Origin of the sequence: Acinetobacter sp. T_3_1 (assembly GCF_025377055.1) — a bacterium.
GTDB classification, from domain to species: domain Bacteria; phylum Pseudomonadota; class Gammaproteobacteria; order Pseudomonadales; family Moraxellaceae; genus Acinetobacter; species Acinetobacter kookii.
On record NZ_JACHVD010000003.1, the window covers coordinates 201039 to 217304 of the forward strand.

General features: G+C 41.0%; 17 protein-coding genes and 2 tRNA genes. 7 read left to right on the plus strand and 12 right to left on the minus strand.

What is annotated here, in order from left to right; translation table 11 throughout:
* Positions 1 to 212: 212 nt before the first annotated feature.
* Positions 213 to 288 (minus strand) — tRNA-Asn (locus H4I94_RS05860).
* A 238-nt stretch (positions 289 to 526) separates the two neighbouring features.
* On the opposite strand from H4I94_RS05860, the gene H4I94_RS05865 reads away from it, so the two are divergent.
* On the plus strand, positions 527 to 985 hold the full coding sequence (locus H4I94_RS05865) for a hypothetical protein (RefSeq protein ID WP_261182279.1): 459 nt from the start codon (positions 527 to 529) through the stop codon (positions 983 to 985).
* A gap of 62 nt (positions 986 to 1047) precedes the next feature.
* Here the strand turns inward: H4I94_RS05865 and H4I94_RS05870 are convergent, their stop codons facing one another.
* The gene (locus H4I94_RS05870) at positions 1048 to 1479 is read right to left on the minus strand and encodes a PaaI family thioesterase (protein ID WP_261182281.1); all 432 of its coding nucleotides are present in this window, start codon (positions 1477 to 1479) and stop codon (positions 1048 to 1050) included.
* A gap of 553 nt (positions 1480 to 2032) precedes the next feature.
* Here H4I94_RS05870 and H4I94_RS05875 point away from each other — a divergent pair.
* Positions 2033 to 2884, plus strand: coding sequence for a DMT family transporter (locus H4I94_RS05875; protein ID WP_261182282.1), 852 nt, complete (start codon positions 2033 to 2035; stop codon positions 2882 to 2884).
* A gap of 123 nt (positions 2885 to 3007) precedes the next feature.
* Here H4I94_RS05875 and H4I94_RS05880 read toward each other — a convergent pair whose 3' ends face one another.
* The 3 genes from H4I94_RS05880 to map all read right to left on the minus strand — a co-directional run bounded on the left by H4I94_RS05880 (position 3008) and on the right by map (position 5949).
* A complete protein-coding gene (locus H4I94_RS05880) occupies positions 3008 to 4234 on the minus strand; it encodes a pyridoxal phosphate-dependent aminotransferase (RefSeq protein ID WP_092819877.1) in 1227 nt (408 codons plus the stop codon).
* 306 nt (positions 4235 to 4540) lie between these two features.
* Positions 4541 to 4960, minus strand: coding sequence for a hypothetical protein (locus tag H4I94_RS05885; RefSeq protein ID WP_261182285.1), 420 nt, complete (start codon positions 4958 to 4960; stop codon positions 4541 to 4543).
* 161 nt (positions 4961 to 5121) lie between these two features.
* A complete protein-coding gene (map, locus tag H4I94_RS05890) occupies positions 5122 to 5949 on the minus strand; it encodes a type I methionyl aminopeptidase (protein ID WP_092819875.1) in 828 nt (275 codons plus the stop codon).
* Positions 5950 to 6156: 207 nt separating this feature from the next.
* On the opposite strand from map, the gene rpsB reads away from it, so the two are divergent.
* The 3 genes from rpsB (at position 6157) to H4I94_RS05905 (ending at position 8536) form a co-directional block, all read left to right on the plus strand.
* Entirely contained in the window at positions 6157 to 6909 is a 753-nt protein-coding gene (rpsB, locus tag H4I94_RS05895) for a 30S ribosomal protein S2 (RefSeq protein ID WP_092819874.1), read from the plus strand.
* Positions 6910 to 7048: 139 nt separating this feature from the next.
* The gene (tsf, locus tag H4I94_RS05900; protein ID WP_092819873.1) at positions 7049 to 7924 is read left to right on the plus strand and encodes a translation elongation factor Ts; all 876 of its coding nucleotides are present in this window, start codon (positions 7049 to 7051) and stop codon (positions 7922 to 7924) included.
* A 78-nt stretch (positions 7925 to 8002) separates the two neighbouring features.
* Positions 8003 to 8536 carry a DUF3465 domain-containing protein gene (locus H4I94_RS05905; protein WP_092819872.1) on the plus strand — a complete coding sequence of 178 codons (534 nt, stop codon included), beginning with the start codon at positions 8003 to 8005 and terminating at the stop codon, positions 8534 to 8536.
* A gap of 33 nt (positions 8537 to 8569) precedes the next feature.
* Here H4I94_RS05905 and H4I94_RS05910 read toward each other — a convergent pair whose 3' ends face one another.
* The 7 genes from H4I94_RS05910 to H4I94_RS05940 all read right to left on the minus strand — a co-directional run bounded on the left by H4I94_RS05910 (position 8570) and on the right by H4I94_RS05940 (position 15343).
* Positions 8570 to 9025, minus strand: coding sequence for a DUF962 domain-containing protein (locus H4I94_RS05910; RefSeq protein WP_092819871.1), 456 nt, complete (start codon positions 9023 to 9025; stop codon positions 8570 to 8572).
* Positions 9026 to 9290: 265 nt separating this feature from the next.
* Positions 9291 to 9899, minus strand: a complete 609-nt coding sequence (locus H4I94_RS05915; RefSeq protein WP_092819870.1) for a septal ring lytic transglycosylase RlpA family protein — start codon at positions 9897 to 9899, stop codon at positions 9291 to 9293.
* 287 nt (positions 9900 to 10186) lie between these two features.
* Positions 10187 to 11188 (minus strand): lytic murein transglycosylase B, encoded by a 1002-nt coding sequence (mltB, locus tag H4I94_RS05920; RefSeq protein ID WP_261182298.1) that lies wholly within the window; start codon positions 11186 to 11188, stop codon positions 10187 to 10189.
* A 957-nt stretch (positions 11189 to 12145) separates the two neighbouring features.
* Entirely contained in the window at positions 12146 to 12796 is a 651-nt protein-coding gene (locus H4I94_RS05925; RefSeq protein ID WP_261182300.1) for a hypothetical protein, read from the minus strand.
* 26 nt (positions 12797 to 12822) lie between these two features.
* Entirely contained in the window at positions 12823 to 13638 is an 816-nt protein-coding gene (gene queF, locus H4I94_RS05930) for an NADPH-dependent 7-cyano-7-deazaguanine reductase QueF (protein ID WP_261182303.1), read from the minus strand.
* Entirely contained in the window at positions 13638 to 14411 is a 774-nt protein-coding gene (locus H4I94_RS05935) for an ABC transporter permease (protein WP_086195004.1), read from the minus strand. Before H4I94_RS05935 ends, queF begins: the two co-directional genes overlap by 1 nt.
* Positions 14408 to 15343 carry an ABC transporter ATP-binding protein gene (locus H4I94_RS05940; RefSeq protein WP_092819866.1) on the minus strand — a complete coding sequence of 312 codons (936 nt, stop codon included), beginning with the start codon at positions 15341 to 15343 and terminating at the stop codon, positions 14408 to 14410. Before H4I94_RS05940 ends, H4I94_RS05935 begins: the two co-directional genes overlap by 4 nt.
* Positions 15344 to 15522: 179 nt before the next feature.
* Between H4I94_RS05940 and H4I94_RS05945 the strand changes: the two genes are divergently transcribed.
* Positions 15523 to 15598: transfer RNA gene (locus H4I94_RS05945), tRNA-Arg, on the plus strand.
* Positions 15571 to 15885 (plus strand): hypothetical protein, encoded by a 315-nt coding sequence (locus tag H4I94_RS05950; RefSeq protein ID WP_261182306.1) that lies wholly within the window; start codon positions 15571 to 15573, stop codon positions 15883 to 15885. Before H4I94_RS05945 ends, H4I94_RS05950 begins: the two co-directional genes overlap by 28 nt.
* Positions 15886 to 16266 lie beyond the last annotated feature (381 nt).

Genomic DNA, 16266 nt, shown 5'->3' on the forward strand with positions numbered 1-16266 from the left:
CGATGCGCTTTTTGCTTTTAGGGCTTATGCTGATTTTGCTATAAATTTTATATCTCAATACTTTGAATGCAATGAATAACCTAACTTGATAGAAAACAGGAATGGGTAGATTGAATCTAAAAAAGAGCAGTATCGTGTATTGAGTGATTTAAACAGCTATAGATTATTTAGGCCATAAAAAAACCCACTCTGTTGAGTGGGTTTTTAGAATCTGGCTCTCCAACCTGGGCTCGAACGAGGGACCTGCGGATTAACAGTCCGTCGCTCTACCGACTGAGCTATTGGAGAATCTGCATGCGATTATAAGCAGATTTTGCAGGGGGTCAAGCTAAAAGTGTCATGATGCCTTAATTTTTATGCCGTATGCTTTTTATTTAAACAACTAAATCAAAAATCCTAAAAAAACTTGCACAGCCAAAACTGGCTTGTTAGATTAAATTCATAACAGAACGTTTGAATGCAAGTTCAAACAGTGTGGATTTAAACCAACTTGCCAGCACTAAAATGGCTAAACAGGAGAAAGCGAATGCATACGCTGACGATTGCCGAAATTTTTTCAAATTTATCTTTTTATCAAGACAATTACCTTTCTATTATTCAAGACCCGCAGCGCTATCAGACCGCTGTTGAGGATGCCTATATTCAGGTCTGGCCAGTCGGTACTGAGGTCTTATATCTGGGTGACTTGTTGCAGCTTTGGTTTAGCAATAAATGGTTGATTAACTCACCCTGTCAATTACTTCTGGATAGTTATTCCAATGGCCGCAAGCAACCGTTGCAGCGTGATCATGACCTGTATTTGTATCAGCTGAATGGCAGCGCTTTATCTGGACGCAACAATTCTAAAGTGTGGTCAGTGTCGGAACAGAAGAAACTCTCTATCTCGCTTGATAGCGTATTTAAGTATTTATGTATCTATAAGGGAACTTCGCGTCCGGACGTGTCTTTATCAGCACTCACAAAATCGTTTAAATCAGCCGTTTAATCTGTGCTGGCTCCAAGAGCTTAGGAAATGATCTAAGCTCTGAATGAGGTGGATATTAGGTATTAACGGATAATCATACACGTCGCAGTGGCATGGGCATAAAGTTTGCCATTTTCATCGACAATTTCACCTTCAGAAATACCCAGATTCTTGCTGATATTAATCACCTTGCCTATAGCCAGCAGTTGTTGATCTTGAGGAATGGGACGGCACATTTTTATATTTAAATCGATGGTGCCATAGCCTGCACCTGCTTCGAGCATACTGTGGACAGCACAGCCCGTGACGGAATCCAGTACAGTTGCTGCAAAACCGCCATGCACGCCACCCAAGGGATTTAAATGGTGGTTATTGGCTTTTACTTTAAAACAGATCATGCCTTCTGAAACCTCATAAGGCTGCATGGGGATGGTTTCACTCATTGAGGGTGCTGGAATTCTGCCATCACACATGGCTTGTAAAAGTTGCAGTCCAGTCATTTCTTTGGGATTCATTCTATTTATTTCCTTATTGATAAGTTCTAAAAAGGAACTTGTTGTTTAAATTAACGATGTACATAAAAATCGTCAAGAAATATTCGAGAGTATTTAATTTAGCGACATCAGCTGAAATGATAAGAAAATGGGGGATAGCACGTCCCAGTATAAGTGTGCTGTTTTTTAGAAAAACAAAAAATGGATCAAAAAAAAGTAAGGTCAATGCTTGTGTCGTTCAACCCCTTTTTGTTTTAGTGCCGTCGAGATTAACCCTATTGCGACCTTCCTGTCTTTACCTTGAGTCAACAGCTGGAGGATTTAAAGCTGGAGAGGGAAATTTACAGTGATCATCAACCTGAGTTTTATTGTTTTGCCAATAATATCCAAAGGCTGGTAGCCGACGCTGGAACCCTCTCTTTGCTAAAAATAAAGGAGAAAAATAATCCCCACAGTTTTATGTGCAGAATTTACACATTGGTATTTTTGATACATAGCATCAGAAAAACGATGTAGATTTAATGAAATAGTTCCGATATACCTAAAGTAGGCTGTTGAATAAGGATGCTCAACCATGCTGCTCAAAATCTCGATTGCCATGCTGGCCTTTGCTGCCAATTCGGTTTTATGCCGTTTGGCATTGGCCGAACAGCAAATTGACCCCATGAGTTTTAGCCTGATTCGGGTTGCGAGTGGCGCTATCGTTTTATGGATGCTTTACCTGTTTTCTGCACAAAAAGCCAAAATAGAATGGAGTCTTCAAAACGGTTTTTTTCTTGCCTTATATATTGTGGCATTTTCACTGGCTTATTTGCATATAGATGCGGGAGTCGGGGCATTGCTGTTATTTGGCACAGTCCAGCTCAGCATGGTCGGCTATGGTTTATGTCATGGTGAAAAAATCAATCTGCGCCGTGGTGCCGGATTGTGTATGGCAATTATCGGGAGTTTTATTCTTTTGCTTCCGGGTGCCGCTGCTCCAAATTTGGGGTATGCCGCGATAATGGTGCTTTCGGGAATAGGTTGGGCGATGTACAGCATCGCGGGCAAAAATATGCAAAAACCCTTGGCCAGTACATTGGCCAATTTTGTGATGGCCATTCCTTTTGTTTTGCTGGCGTATGTTGTGTTTTACACGAAAAGTTTTGCATTGCCTCAAGGGATACTTTTAGCTGTGCTGTCAGGCGGTTTAGCCTCAAGCGGAGCATACGTGCTTTGGTATGCCATCGTGAAGCAGATTGACCGTTTGACAGCCAGCAGTGTACAGCTATCCGTGCCGTGTTTAGCTATTTTGGGTGGCGCATTGTTTATTGGTGAGACTTTAAGCTGGCGGATGATCATTTCTGCTGTCATTGTTTTAACGGGAATTGCCTTGGTGATTTGGGCTACTCCTGATCAGAAGCATGCCGAAAGCGCGTTGAAATAATCAAAGTGTGTTTAAAAAAGAAAAATGAATCTGGATATTTTTACCGATAAAAAGATAAACCTGAAACAGAAAAAAACCCGCGAAATTCGCGGGTTTTTTAAATCTTACTTTAGAAAAAGCAGATTATTTTTCAGCAGCAATTGAAGCAATCGCAGCGTCAACGCCTTCGATTGAATCAGCCGCTTTCTTGATACGAGCAAGCGCATCTACCAGTACTTCGTCAGCAGTTGCATAAGAAATACGCATGTAACCGCCTAGGCCGAATGCATCACCAGGAACAACCGCAACACCAGTTTCTTCCAGTAACCATGCAGAGAATTCTGTGCAAGATTTTAAACCTTTGGCACGAATTAACGGCTTGATATTGGCATAGGCATAGAATGCACCGTCAGCAGGTAAGCAAGTAATACCGTTGATGTCATTTAAGCCTTTCACAACCAGGTCATGACGACGTTTGAATGCTTCAATCATTGGTTCAAGAACGTCTTGAGGACCGTTCAATGCAGCTTCAGCAGCAACTTGTGAAATAGAAGTCGGGTTAGAAGTAGATTGAGACTGGATTTTTTTCATCGCGCCAATCAGTTTAGCAGGACCCGCTGCATAGCCGATACGCCAGCCAGTCATTGCATAGGCTTTAGACACGCCGTTCAATACGATTACGCGGTCGTAAAGGTCTGGAGCAACAGTTGCGATGTTGTAGAATTCATCATCCCAACGGATTGGTTCGTACATGTCATCAGACGCAACAAGAACTTCTGGGTATTTACGCAGAACTTCAGCTAAAGCAAGTAATTCTTCTTTAGTGTAGATCATGCCAGTCGGGTTAGATGGGCTGTTCAGTACCACTAAACGGGTTTTGTCAGTGATCGCAGCTTCTAACTGTTCAGGTGTAATTTTGAAACGTTGTTCTTCACCACATTTCACGATTACAGGTACACCTTCAGCGATGATCACCATATCTGGATAGCTTACCCAGTATGGTGCAGGGATGATCACTTCATCACCTTTGTTTAACAAAGCAAGTGCCAAGTTAAAGAATGACTGTTTGCCACCGCAAGAAACCAGAATCTGGTTTGCAGCGTAATCAAGATTATTATCGCGTTTTAATTTCGCAATAATCGCTTTTTTAAGACCTGGAGTACCGTCAACAGCGGTGTATTTAGTGAAACCGTTGTTAATAGCGGCAATTGCTGCATCTTTGATGTGTTGTGGGGTGTCAAAATCTGGTTCACCTGCACCCAAGCCAATTACGTTTTTACCAGCGGCTTTAAGTTCAGCAGCCTTGTTGGTAACAGCAAGTGTAGGGGACGGTTTGATGGCATTTACACGATCAGAGAGACGTACGTCCACGGCAGTATTCCTTCTTATAGGGATTAAAAAATAAAAAGCACACTATCTTATCTTAAATTGCGCCAAAAAGGGGAGCTTGAATGTGCCAATATTGGAAAAAAGTATTTAACCCGGTTAAATCAGCTGAGCAATAAGAACAAATAATTAAATGGTTTGGTTTGAATAATAGAGAAGAATAATTAAAAAAATAAGATTAAAAAGGGCGGGTTTAATGTGAATGAAAAAGTGAAAAAGAACACTACAATTAGATGAGCTTCGATTTAATTGTAGTGTCTGGCGTGATCAGGTGATCATCAAAACAAAACATCAATAAGCATAATTCAGGTCGGTATAATCATTTAAGGATTTTTGCAAATGGGTATTAATGAACTCATGTACATCAGCAGTGGTCATCGGCTGCCCCTGTTTGGTAATGACATGTTCAATTGGCTGCTGACCTTGCCCAGTAATGGTATAGACAAAATTACGCGTCACTTTATAACCTGCTTCTTCTTTAAGAATGCAAGTCACATAACGATAGCTATGCTCAAAGTTTAAATCGGTATGTGAAAATACAAACTGATCAAACAGTTTCATATTTTGACCGTCAGCTAAAGCTTTGAGTTCATCCACAATGCTGGCACTAAATTTCATGCCGTAACGTTCAGAAATAGGTTTATGGTCAATCAGTAAGGAAACGGTATCATCATCATTCTGGGTGACTGTAACATTGCTAAAATCGGACATAAAAATCTCTGCGGTACATTGGATAGGGCTTTAGTATGTGGGAAATAAAGCGAAAATCAATTGAACTTGGGAGAGATTTTCAGCAAAACGTTTAAATAAAGATCACTGCAAATAAAAATGGCTACAACAGATGCAGCCATTTAAGTCAATTTGGAATGAACTTATTGATTAAAGCGGGACAGGTCTTCTTCAGGACGTGCAGTCAGCACTTCAACACCGGTTTTAGTCACTAAAAGGGTGTGTTCATATTGTGCGGACAAACTATGGTCTTTGGTTACTACCGTCCATTTGTCACCTAAAATTTTGGTTTTCCAGTCGCCGCCGTTCACCATCGGTTCAATGGTAAAGGTCATGCCTTCTTCAAGCACCATGCCGGTATTCGGTTGACCATAATGCAGAACTTGGGGTTCGTCGTGGAACACGGTGCCAATACCATGGCCGCAATATTCACGTACGACGCCAAAGCGTTCTGATTCAACATATTTCTGGATGGCATTGCCAATATCACCAATGGTAGAACCTGGTTTTACCGTCGCAATACCGCGGTACATGGCTTCTTGCGCCACTTTGCATAAACGTTCTGCAAGAATTGAAGTTTCACCACCAACGATATACATCATGTTGGTATCGCCGTGATAGCCGTCTTTAATGACAGTCACGTCAATATTGAGGATGTCACCTTTTTTCAGGATTTTGCTGGCAGACGGAATGCCGTGACACACCACGTGGTTCACTGAGGTACAGATGGTATGCTGGAATGCAGGGCGGCCAGGTGCTGCGCCATAACCAAGACAGGCAGGAATCGCCTCTTGTTTATTCACGATATAATCGTGACAGATGGTGTCCAGTTCCAGGGTTGATACCCCCGGTTTGATATGCGGTTTGATCATATCCAAAACTTCTGCTGCCAGTCGACCCGCCACACGCATTTTTTCAATTTCTTCAGGTGTTTTGATTAAACGACGGGGAGCTTCGTAAGTACTGTTCATGATCTTTAAAAACTTTTGGAAATTTGTGTGTGACTATGGTATAAATAGCCGCCCATTTTATCAAATGCTTTTTCGTGAATAAATTTCACGGGCTTTGTGCGATGGGGCAATAAAATCCGCACATATATCGACACATTTCTCTGGGTGCCCTTTGGGGTGGAGAATGCGGATATATGGAGGCCTAACCCAAACTTTAAGGTAAAGAAAATGGCAGATTACAACGTAAGCATGCGCGACCTTCTTCAAGCAGGCGCTCACTTCGGTCACCAAACTCGTTTCTGGAACCCAAAGATGCGCGAATACATCTTTGGTGCGCGTAACAAAATTCACATCATCAACCTTGAGCACACTGTTCCTGCGTTAAATGATGCTTTGAACTTTGTTAACAATCTTGCAAGCAAAAAGAACAAAGTATTGTTTGTTGGTACTAAACGTGCTGCTTCTAACATCATTCGTGAACAAGCTCAACGCGCTGGTCAACCATATGTAGACCACCGCTGGTTAGGTGGTATGTTGACGAACTGGAAAACACTTCGCCAATCTATCAACCGTTTAAAAGATCTTCAAACTCAATCTACTGACGGTACTTTCGCTAAGCTGACTAAACGTGAAGCTTTAGAACGTACTCGTGAAATGGAAAAACTTGAACGTGCTTTAGGCGGCGTTAAAAACATGGGTGGTTTACCTGACGCATTATTCGTAATTGACGTTGACCATGAATCAATCGCGATTAAAGAAGCTAAGAACCTTGGTATTCCTGTAATCGGTATCGTTGATACAAACTCTAACCCAGACAACGTAGACTACGTTATTCCTGGTAACGACGATGCGATCCGTGCGGTTACACTTTACGCTTCTGCTATGGCTGATGCTATCATTGCTGGTAAAGAGTACGCTCAATCACAAGCAAATGCTCAAGCTAAAGGCGAAGAAGCTGCTAAAGAAGCTCCAGAGGCTTAATGCGTTTTGACGCAGAATTGTCATTTTTGCGACATCTAGTCGTGGCAAATTAAGCGTCGAGAAAGCAAAACGGCCCAGAGAACACTTTGGGCCGTTTTTGTTGAACAGATTCATTTTCTACCGTATTTAGGAGAATAACATGACTGCAGTTACTGCGAGCATGGTAAAAGAATTGCGTGACCGTACTGGTTTAGCAATGATGGAATGTAAAAAAGCATTAACAGAAGCGAACGGTGACATCGAATTAGCGATTGATAACCTTCGTAAATCTGGTCAAGCAAAAGCAGCTAAAAAAGCTGGTAACATTGCTGCTGACGGTGCAATCACTATCGTTCAAGAAGGCAACAAAGCTATTCTTTTAGAAGTAAACTGCCAAACTGACTTCGTTGCTAAAGACGAAAACTTTGCTGGTTTCTCTGCTAAAGTTGCTGCTGCTGCGCTTGCTGCAAACGAAACTGATGCTGCTAAAATTGCTGAACTTAAACTTGAAGATGGTGCAACTGTTGAAGAAGCGCGTATTGCTCTTGTTCAAAAAATCGGTGAAAACATCCAGGTTCGTCGTGCGAAAATTGTTGAAGGTGAAAACCTTGCAGTTTACAAACACGGTTTAAAAATTGGTGTTGTAGTGGCTTACACAGGTTCTGCTGAAACTGGTAAAGGTATTGCAATGCACGTTGCTGCGTTCAACCCGGTTGCTGTAACTGCTGAAGGCGTATCTGCTGATCTTATCGCTAAAGAAAAAGAAATTGCTGAAGCGAAAGCATTGGAATCTGGTAAACCAGCAAACATCGTTGAAAAAATGGTTACTGGTTCAGTTGAAAAATACTTGAACGAAGTTGTTCTTGAGCGTCAAATGTACGTAATCGACAACGACAAGAAAGTTGCTGACGTTCTTAAATCAACTGGTACTACAGTTGCTCAATTCGTTCGCTTCGAAGTGGGTGAAGGTATTGAGAAAAAAGCTGAACTTTCTTTCGCTGAAGAAGTTGCTGCTGCTCAAGCTGCTGCAAAATAATCTCTGATTATTTGCAAAAAAAAGCCCCGTTTGGGGCTTTTTTTATGAAGAGTTTAAAATTTTGAGAGAACAATAAAGATGGCGAGTAAAGCTCAGAAGGGGATTGGTGCAGTTATTGTTATTTTAATTGCTGCCTATTTCGGTATTGATTTACAAGAACAGCAAAATCCTTCAAATCAAGCGCTCAGCAATTCAAAAGCACACACTGAAATTTTATCGAAATCAGAATCTCAGCAAGTATCTGTAGATTCGAAGGCAGCAAATTTTCAAATTCAAAATGATGATGTAAAAATTCAGCAGGCCTTTCAAACACAAAAAAGCAATATGCAGGTTCAGTCCAGCGGAACAGTCAAAGCAGTTCTAGCGGATGATAACAACGGCTCACGCCATCAAAAGTTTATTTTGCAACTGCAGAATGGCTTAACTGTGTTGGTGGCTCATAATATTGATTTGGCACCAAGAATTGAAAACTTGCAAAAAGGAGACATCATTCATTTTAATGGCGAATATGAATATAGCGAAAAAGGCGGAGTAATTCACTGGACTCATCATGATCCGCAACAAAAACATGTGGATGGCTGGTTGAAATATAAAGGAAGAACCTATCAATAAAAGAGCTTCGGAAGGCTAAAACGATAATAGGGCTTAAATTGCGTTGATTTGCGATTTAAGACGGTTTTTATATTTTGGCAGTAGTTTGCTTAGATAAGCATTCATACACCATGCCGGGCCAATGAGGAGGAATTGGAGGTCTTTGAAGAAGGAAGGCTTTTTTTCTTCAACTTTGTGGCCATAAAATTGTCCAATCCAGGCCAATACAAAAAGCGCGATATAAAATCCTGTTCCTGCAGGTAAAATAAAAATGAGCCATGCCATCACGACAATAAGGGCAGCCATGGCGACAGCAAGGACTACGTCTAGGCGTGCATAAAAGACCAGGGTACAAACTAAAACGAAAGCGGTCAATAACGCACTGAAATGGGCCAAAATGCCAATAATGGAAAACAGGATAGTCGGTACACAGACCCAATGAATGATTTTGTTGGTCGGGTTCTGATGGCTCTCGCTATATTCATCCAGCCATTCTGTCATTGTTTTCATTTTTCACTCCGGCTTTTATGGATGAGCATCCATCAACCTATATTTTATTCTTCTAGAGATAAAATATAAACCAGAAAACAGTACGGGTCAAAATTCAGCACCAGCAATTCCTCACTCATATGAGCGGGATAGCTTAATGCTTGTTCACAAAGTAAAGCTGATGTTGAAGCCTAGTGGGAAGGCAGGGAAGGTATTTCTGTCCAAACATTAAAAAAGCCACAAGAAGTGGCTTTTAAGTCAAATGTATCAGGAGTCGGGAAAAGTCTTATGAATTTGGACCATCGACACGTTCGATGTTTACTTTTGCAGTGCCTGCATGAGTAATACCGAGTTGTTTTGCAGCGCCATAAGATAAGTCTAGGACACGGTTACCATGGAAAGGACCGCGGTCGTTTACTTTTACGACTACACTCTTGCCATTGTTTTTATTGGTTACACGAATATAGCAGTTCAATGGCAGGCTACGGTGAGCGGCAGTCAAGCCATTCATATCGAATGTTTCACCACTTGCAGTTTTACGGCCATGGAATTGACGACCATACCAAGAAGCTGCGCCAGTTTGGCTGAATTTACGTACTGTATTCGATGCAACAGTATTTAGCTTTTCAATCACTGAAGGCTCATCTGCAGGGATTTCAATTTTGGCGGCAATGGTTTGACGACGAATTTTATCACCAGAACGTTCAGTGATTGAAAGACTATTTAAATTTGAAAAGTGGGAATTAAAATTTTGAGCATCTTTGTTTAATACACGCGTGGCCAAGCGAGAGTTGTCACTGTCTGTATTGAATGATGACTGTACCAACTCTGCTTGAGACTGGCTCAGGGCAAAGGTGGTGGTTAAGGCTAAAATATACTTTATCGATGAATGCATTATTAAACTCCTAAAGACTGCTGCTTTTATTTCAATTAAGCCATTGAAATGCAAGCGATCGAGTCTGTTAATTCTCTTTTGCAACTACATTTGACGAGATGGATAATATTCATGCCAAGCTAAAGCTGTCTACTTTTTAATTAAAATAATTACAAAAAGAACAGAAATACATCGTTTTTTGATCAAAATATAACCAATATTGTAACAATATATTAAAAATGTCCATTTGGTGAACGATTTTGTAAAAAAAAATCTTGACTTTATTATTTTTTGGTAAAAAACCAGCCTTAACGGCTGGCGATTTCAATCCCTAATTGCCATACCGCAGTGGCATACATGCGACTCTTGTTATAGGTCGTAATGACCTGAAAATTGGGATAGGTAATATAGTAAATAGGTCCATAACTATCTTGAAGTTGAATAATATTTACCATATCCAGGTCATCAATTTGCACAATCGGATTGATTGGTGTGATGCCTTGATTTTTTAACGCGCCATAGGGAGTCGGCTGTTCCAGATCTTTGGCAATAATAGAGGCGGGAGTATTGCCGGTATAGCGGGCAGCAAAGCCGATGGGCTGATTGCGTTGCCATCCGTGTTGGGCTAAATAGTTGGCAATAGAGCCAATGGCATCTACGGCAGAATTTCTTAAGTCAATGTGTCCATTGCCATCATAGTCCACACCCATTTTACTAATGTTGCTTGGCATGAATTGAGGATAACCAATCGCTCCAGCATAGGAACCAACTACCGAGCTGGCAGACACTCCATCTTTGTAAGTCCATGCAATCAGTGCAGCGAGTTCATCCTGGAAATACTGGGCACGACGCTCATAGCCGAAGCCTAAGGTCGCCAAGGCATCACGGGTGATGAAATTTCCTTTGTTGGCACCAAAACCGGTTTCTACCCCTAAAATCCCTAAAATGATCGATTGCGGTACCCCAAACTGTTGTTCAGCACGGTTTAAGGTGTCGGCATATTGGGTTTTGAAGCGTACGCCACGCTGAATGGTGCTTTCCGCCATAAAATTGGTTTTATATTTGTACCAGGGCTTACTTTCGCCAGGGCGGTTCATGATATTGATAATATTAGGCAGGTTTTTCGAGCCATTCATGGCCCAATCGACCTGTTCTGCACTCAAGCCATAAGTTTGCATGGTTTTTTGCTTAAAGCTGTTATAGCTTGGGTGACTATAAAAATCGTTGGCTTGACAGAAACTGGTGATGGAAAGTGCACCGAGAAGTAAAGGAAGACGTTTAATTCTGTTATAAAAGTTGATACTTAACATATTACTCAAAGTTCCAAAAACATAATCAGTGTGTGCAAATTGACATCACGACGTTAAAAGACGGCATTGCAAATAGAGTGACGAAAATCCATCTCATGAAAGATAACGGAATTTTTCAAGCGGTTAAGATAGCATTGACTAAGGCTGTATCCACAAGTCCAATACAAAAAAAGACAAAGAACGTGATTTTTTGCATAAATCAGTGTATTTGAGGCCGGTTCTCTGAGCTGTGCTTTGCATTCTCGGCAGAAGGGCTGCAAATTCAAGATCCGTTTGCTTTAGCTAAGTCAAAGCCGGTCTTTTACTTCGTTTTTAATGATACGTTCTATCGAGGCTTAGAATATGACATTTAGCAGCAATTTTGCTTTGCCAGGGGGTGTTTGCCTAAAAAACCATCGGAACATTTTGTCCGGTTGAATGGAGTCTTGATTGCAAATAAATCATCTAATATTTACCCGTGAACTAAAAATGTTTTCTTATCGTGTTTTGCCTCAGATCGAGAAAAAAAAAGCCAAGTTGCAAGCGAAATCTGCTAAGAATATCGGATGTTCTATCCATTCCTTAAAAATTCGAAACTCTCCCTGCTCGATAACCATTATGCAAGTTCATCAACTGAATCTTTTTCTTGATGATTGTCGCTGCAAACGATAAAAAAGATGAAAGAGAGCAAAATTTAAACTGTAAAAAATAGCCTAAAAAGTCAATTCAGCAGGTTTTAATTTTTTTGATCACTTTATATAGAAATTATTCCTTAGAGAGAAAATATGCGCAAAAAATGGAGGAAGGGTGAAGAATGATGAAGGTTCTGTTTCTGAAATGACGGCTATACATAGTAAATCTGTAAATTTGATTCAGATAGATAATGATAAAGACAGTAATGTTTGTTCATCATTTGAGAATAAAATTTTGCAATAAAAAACCTGGCTATTGCCAGGTTTGAGAGCATTTTAAACGTGCTCAAGCATGAAACAGAGTGTCATGGTATTCAGCCAGCACCAACAGCTCACCTTTAGTTAGATGTGGAATGATTTTTTCCACCGCAATATGAACGGCTTTAATCACTGCAGCAGAACCCAGATCCGCAGCTTTACGCTTGATCATGCCCAAATCGAGGGTCTTATTAAAGTCATTCATGAAATGACGCACGGTCGCTTCAGCAAATTGCTTATATGATTCGGTTAAAGCCGCTTTATTGACTTCATTTCCCGCCTTAATTTCTGCATAACTATGCTTCAGGTTGGTGACCAGGCTTGCATCTAATGGCTCACCTACACGGAAGTTACCCGCTGCATCTTTAAACAGGCTCTTTTGTGAAAACTCAATTGACTGTTTCACTACATCATTGGAGGATTTGCCCAGTAACTGTTTCAATAGAACAGCAACGGTTGATTTGACATAGCCGGCCAGTTTTTCAGCCGTATCACGTTTATCGCTGGCTGGGAAACGACGCACAAGCTCGGTCAAAATGGCATCAATGATTTCTTCATTAATCAGCAATGCGGTCTTGTCGCGTAAGGGGTAAAGCGGTTCGCTGGAATTTTTCTTTTCCTGAGCGGTTTGAATACTTGTTAATAGTTCTGCAGAAGGAATAAAACCAAAAAATGGCATGTCAAAAAACCTCAATATTCTTCATTTTATTGTCGCGCCAAACGAATGGGGCGAGGCATCCATGTCGCATCGGATACACGGCAAGGGTTGATGTCTAATCCACCACGACGGGTATACGTTGCATATACCATCAGTTTTTCAGGCTCAAGATTTTGCCAGATGTCGGCAAACATCTGTTCCACGCATTGTTCGTGGAAACCATTATGCTGACGGTAAGAAATAATATAAGCTAAAATGCTGCGATAACAAGGCTTTTTACCCTGATAACGGATAAAAACTGTGCCCCAGTCCGGTTGGCCGGTGACTGGACAGTTACTGCGTAATAAATGTGAATAAAGTTGTACTTCAACGGCTTCACTATTTTCTGCATCTAATTTTAATAAACTTGCATCTGGATGGTTCTCTAAGCGTTCAGGGCTTAAATCATCAATACAGATGCCTTCAGGCTGGGAAATGTCCAGATCATCTGCCTGGAATAAAGTCAGCGTGACCGGTGCACCTGCCGCAGCAGACAAGTCTTTTTCAACGGTTGCAATAAACGCTTCTTTTGAATCGAACTGGGTAAAGTTCATACTATTAAAGTAGAGCTTGAGCGACTTTGATTCGATCAGGTTGGGTGAAGATGCCGGCAAAGTCATACGGCCAATCGCAACTTGAGGAATACCGGCGACATTGAGCCAGGAAATTTCAAAAATATGCCACCAGTCTTTGCCTTGCTGAATACCTTCAACATGGGCGTATTTTTCGCGTGCAGTGGCACGTGAAATGGGAAACAGAATATCAGGTTGATATTCTGTTGGATAATTGGTGTCTTTACCTAATAGAGAATGTTCTACACTCATTATTCACGCATTCCTGAACCACGAGAAAGTAAATAGTACGCTATACCGTACAGTACGGCACAACATAAGGTAATAACAGTCAATGAAATGGACACATTGACGTCGCTATGACCTAAAATGCCGAAACGGAAGGCATTGACCATATATACGATCGGGTTAATTAAAGAGAGATTTTGCCAAAACGGACTTAAAGCACTAATGGCATAGAATACACCACCTAAATAGGTCAGTGGAGTCAGTACAAAAGTCGGGATAATTGAAATATCGTCAAATGATTTGGCATACACGGCATTGATAAAACCGCCGAGTGAAAATAAAAATGAAGTAATCAGTACGGTATATATAGTCACGAACCAGTTGGTGATATATAAGTCGGTAAAGAACAGGCTCATGGCTGTGACAATAATGCCGACCAGGGCGCCGCGACAGACCCCACCAATTACATAGCCCCAAAGAATCATGTGTAAAGGAACGGGACTCATAATCAGTTCTTCAATGCTTTTTTGAAATTTGGCACTAAAGAAACTGGACGAGACGTTGGCATAACTGTTGGTGATGACTGCCATCATAATCAGGCCGGGCACAATAAACTGCATGTAGCTAAAGCCGCCCATTGTGCCAATCCGCGAACCGACCAGATTCCCAAAAATCACGAAATACAGACTCATGGTAATGGCTGGTGGTAATAAGGTTTGTGGCCAGATGCGCATGAAGCGACGCACTTCTTTATGTACCAGAGTGTAGAGCGCAACACTGAGTTGATTAAAGTTCATTGCGCAGCTCCTTCAAGGTTTTTTTCCACCATTTTCACAAAGATTTCTTCCAGGCGGTTCGACTTGTTACGCATGCTACGCACCTGAATGCCTTGCGCTTCCAGAAGCTGGAACAGTTCATTTAAGGTATGTGCCTTGTCCATGGTGACTTCTAAGGTCACGGGGTCGATTAAATTAAAACGCACGCCAATAATATCCAGATGGATGGGTTGAATCGGTTCGACCAAATCGAAGATAAACGATTCTTCACTCAGCTGGTTTAAGAAAGATTTCATGGAGGTGTCTTCCTTAATCACACCGCGGTCAATAATGGCGATACGACGACACAGCATTTCAGCTTCTTCCAAATAATGCGTAGTTAAAATGATAGATGTGCCTTTTTCATTCATTTCAGTGAGGAAGTCCCACATGGAACGACGTAATTCAATATCCACACCGGCAGTCGGTTCATCTAAAATGAGCAGCCGGGGTTGATGCATCATGGCACGGGCAATCATCAAACGGCGTTTCATCCCGCCAGAAAGCATGCGTGCCTGTATGCCACGCTTTTCCCATAAGCCTAATTTTTCTAGATATTCTTCAGCCCGGCTTTCTGCAATTTTTTTAGAAATACCGTAATATCCGGCTTGAGTCACCAAAATATCAAAGGTTTTTTCAAACTGACCAAAGTTAAATTCTTGTGGCACGACCCCCAGGCATTGTTTGGCTGCCGAAGGATGGGTATCGAGGTTATGGCCAAAAATCTCCACCGTACCGGAGGTTTTTTTTGTCAGTGAGCTAATGATGCTGATGGTGGTTGACTTGCCTGCACCATTTGGACCAAGGAGGGCATAAAACTCACCTTCAGGTACCGTTAGGTTGATCCCTTTTAGTGCTTGAAAACCGTTACGATAGGTTTTGGATACGTCCCTCAAGGTCAATGCATCAGTCATGAAATTCTCACCTGGTCAATAGTAGGAGTATTGTGAGTGATCTTGCTAAATAAACCAAGTAAATAAGCAGGAATTGTCTGTTGCAATTTTGGAACATTGCTTAAACTATAAGCACAAAAATTGATGACTTATAGATAGTTGCTTTACCTTACGGTTTTTTTTGTTATGATGTGCATCGCGCGCTCATAGCTCAACTGGATAGAGTACAGGTCTCCGAAGCCTGTGGCGTGGGTTCGAGTCCCGCTGAGCGCACCATTTTCCTTTCTTCAAGCCTTTTTATTTGCTCTAAACATATTGATAATAAAGAAATAGTTTTATACGGCTATATTCTGTCTGCCGGTTTCTCATTATTCCAATACTTGCTTACGGTAAAATCACCATCAAATTCAACTAACGAATCCTACGTTACTGTAAAAATGTCAAAATCTGTAATAAATCCAAGGGATCAGCAGAGCAAACCTAATATTGATAAACAAGAAAAATCAAAAATTAAACTATTTATTCAATTAGCTGATAGCAAGGAAGATTTTTTGCATCGATAGAAATCCACCTTTGGGTGCTGTGATTGTGTACATCATATAAATAACAATGGAATAGCGGCTTAATTGGTACCTATGCTGAAACTTCTGTGGGCTGAATTAAGAAAGACCTGGCTGTAAACAAAAAATAATTTCACAAAATAGCAGACTGTATTGGTATGTACCTTATTGCAGAATAATTTAGTCCATTTTTATATGAATCTGATAAGCAAATCTGTGCCATCAGACCAATCAAATCTAAAAAAAGATGGGAGAAATTTAGACGAAATTTTAAAAGTTGCAGATTATGGGTTTTATATTGTTTGATTCTACAGACTTTACTGTCGCGCTTGGACATCCGGGTCATTCGGGATATCCTGAAGGACAAGACGTCATCGCTATCCT

Coding starts and splice junctions, on each gene's coding strand:
- H4I94_RS05925 (WP_261182300.1), bottom strand. CDS start 12,796: ATGCCATTTTTTGGTTTTATTCCTTCTGCAGAACTATTAACAAGTATT.
- H4I94_RS05910 (WP_092819871.1), bottom strand. CDS start 9,025: ATGAAAACAATGACAGAATGGCTGGATGAATATAGCGAGAGCCATCAG.
- H4I94_RS05875 (WP_261182282.1), top strand. CDS start 2,033: ATGCTGCTCAAAATCTCGATTGCCATGCTGGCCTTTGCTGCCAATTCG.
- rpsB (WP_092819874.1), top strand. CDS start 6,157: ATGGCAGATTACAACGTAAGCATGCGCGACCTTCTTCAAGCAGGCGCT.
- H4I94_RS05870 (WP_261182281.1), bottom strand. CDS start 1,479: ATGAATCCCAAAGAAATGACTGGACTGCAACTTTTACAAGCCATGTGT.
- tsf (WP_092819873.1), top strand. CDS start 7,049: ATGACTGCAGTTACTGCGAGCATGGTAAAAGAATTGCGTGACCGTACT.
- H4I94_RS05905 (WP_092819872.1), top strand. CDS start 8,003: ATGGCGAGTAAAGCTCAGAAGGGGATTGGTGCAGTTATTGTTATTTTA.
- H4I94_RS05935 (WP_086195004.1), bottom strand. CDS start 14,411: ATGAACTTTAATCAACTCAGTGTTGCGCTCTACACTCTGGTACATAAA.
- queF (WP_261182303.1), bottom strand. CDS start 13,638: ATGAGTGTAGAACATTCTCTATTAGGTAAAGACACCAATTATCCAACA.
- H4I94_RS05915 (WP_092819870.1), bottom strand. CDS start 9,899: ATGCATTCATCGATAAAGTATATTTTAGCCTTAACCACCACCTTTGCC.
- H4I94_RS05885 (WP_261182285.1), bottom strand. CDS start 4,960: ATGTCCGATTTTAGCAATGTTACAGTCACCCAGAATGATGATGATACC.
- H4I94_RS05940 (WP_092819866.1), bottom strand. CDS start 15,343: ATGACTGATGCATTGACCTTGAGGGACGTATCCAAAACCTATCGTAAC.
- H4I94_RS05865 (WP_261182279.1), top strand. CDS start 527: ATGCATACGCTGACGATTGCCGAAATTTTTTCAAATTTATCTTTTTAT.
- mltB (WP_261182298.1), bottom strand. CDS start 11,188: ATGTTAAGTATCAACTTTTATAACAGAATTAAACGTCTTCCTTTACTT.
- map (WP_092819875.1), bottom strand. CDS start 5,949: ATGAACAGTACTTACGAAGCTCCCCGTCGTTTAATCAAAACACCTGAA.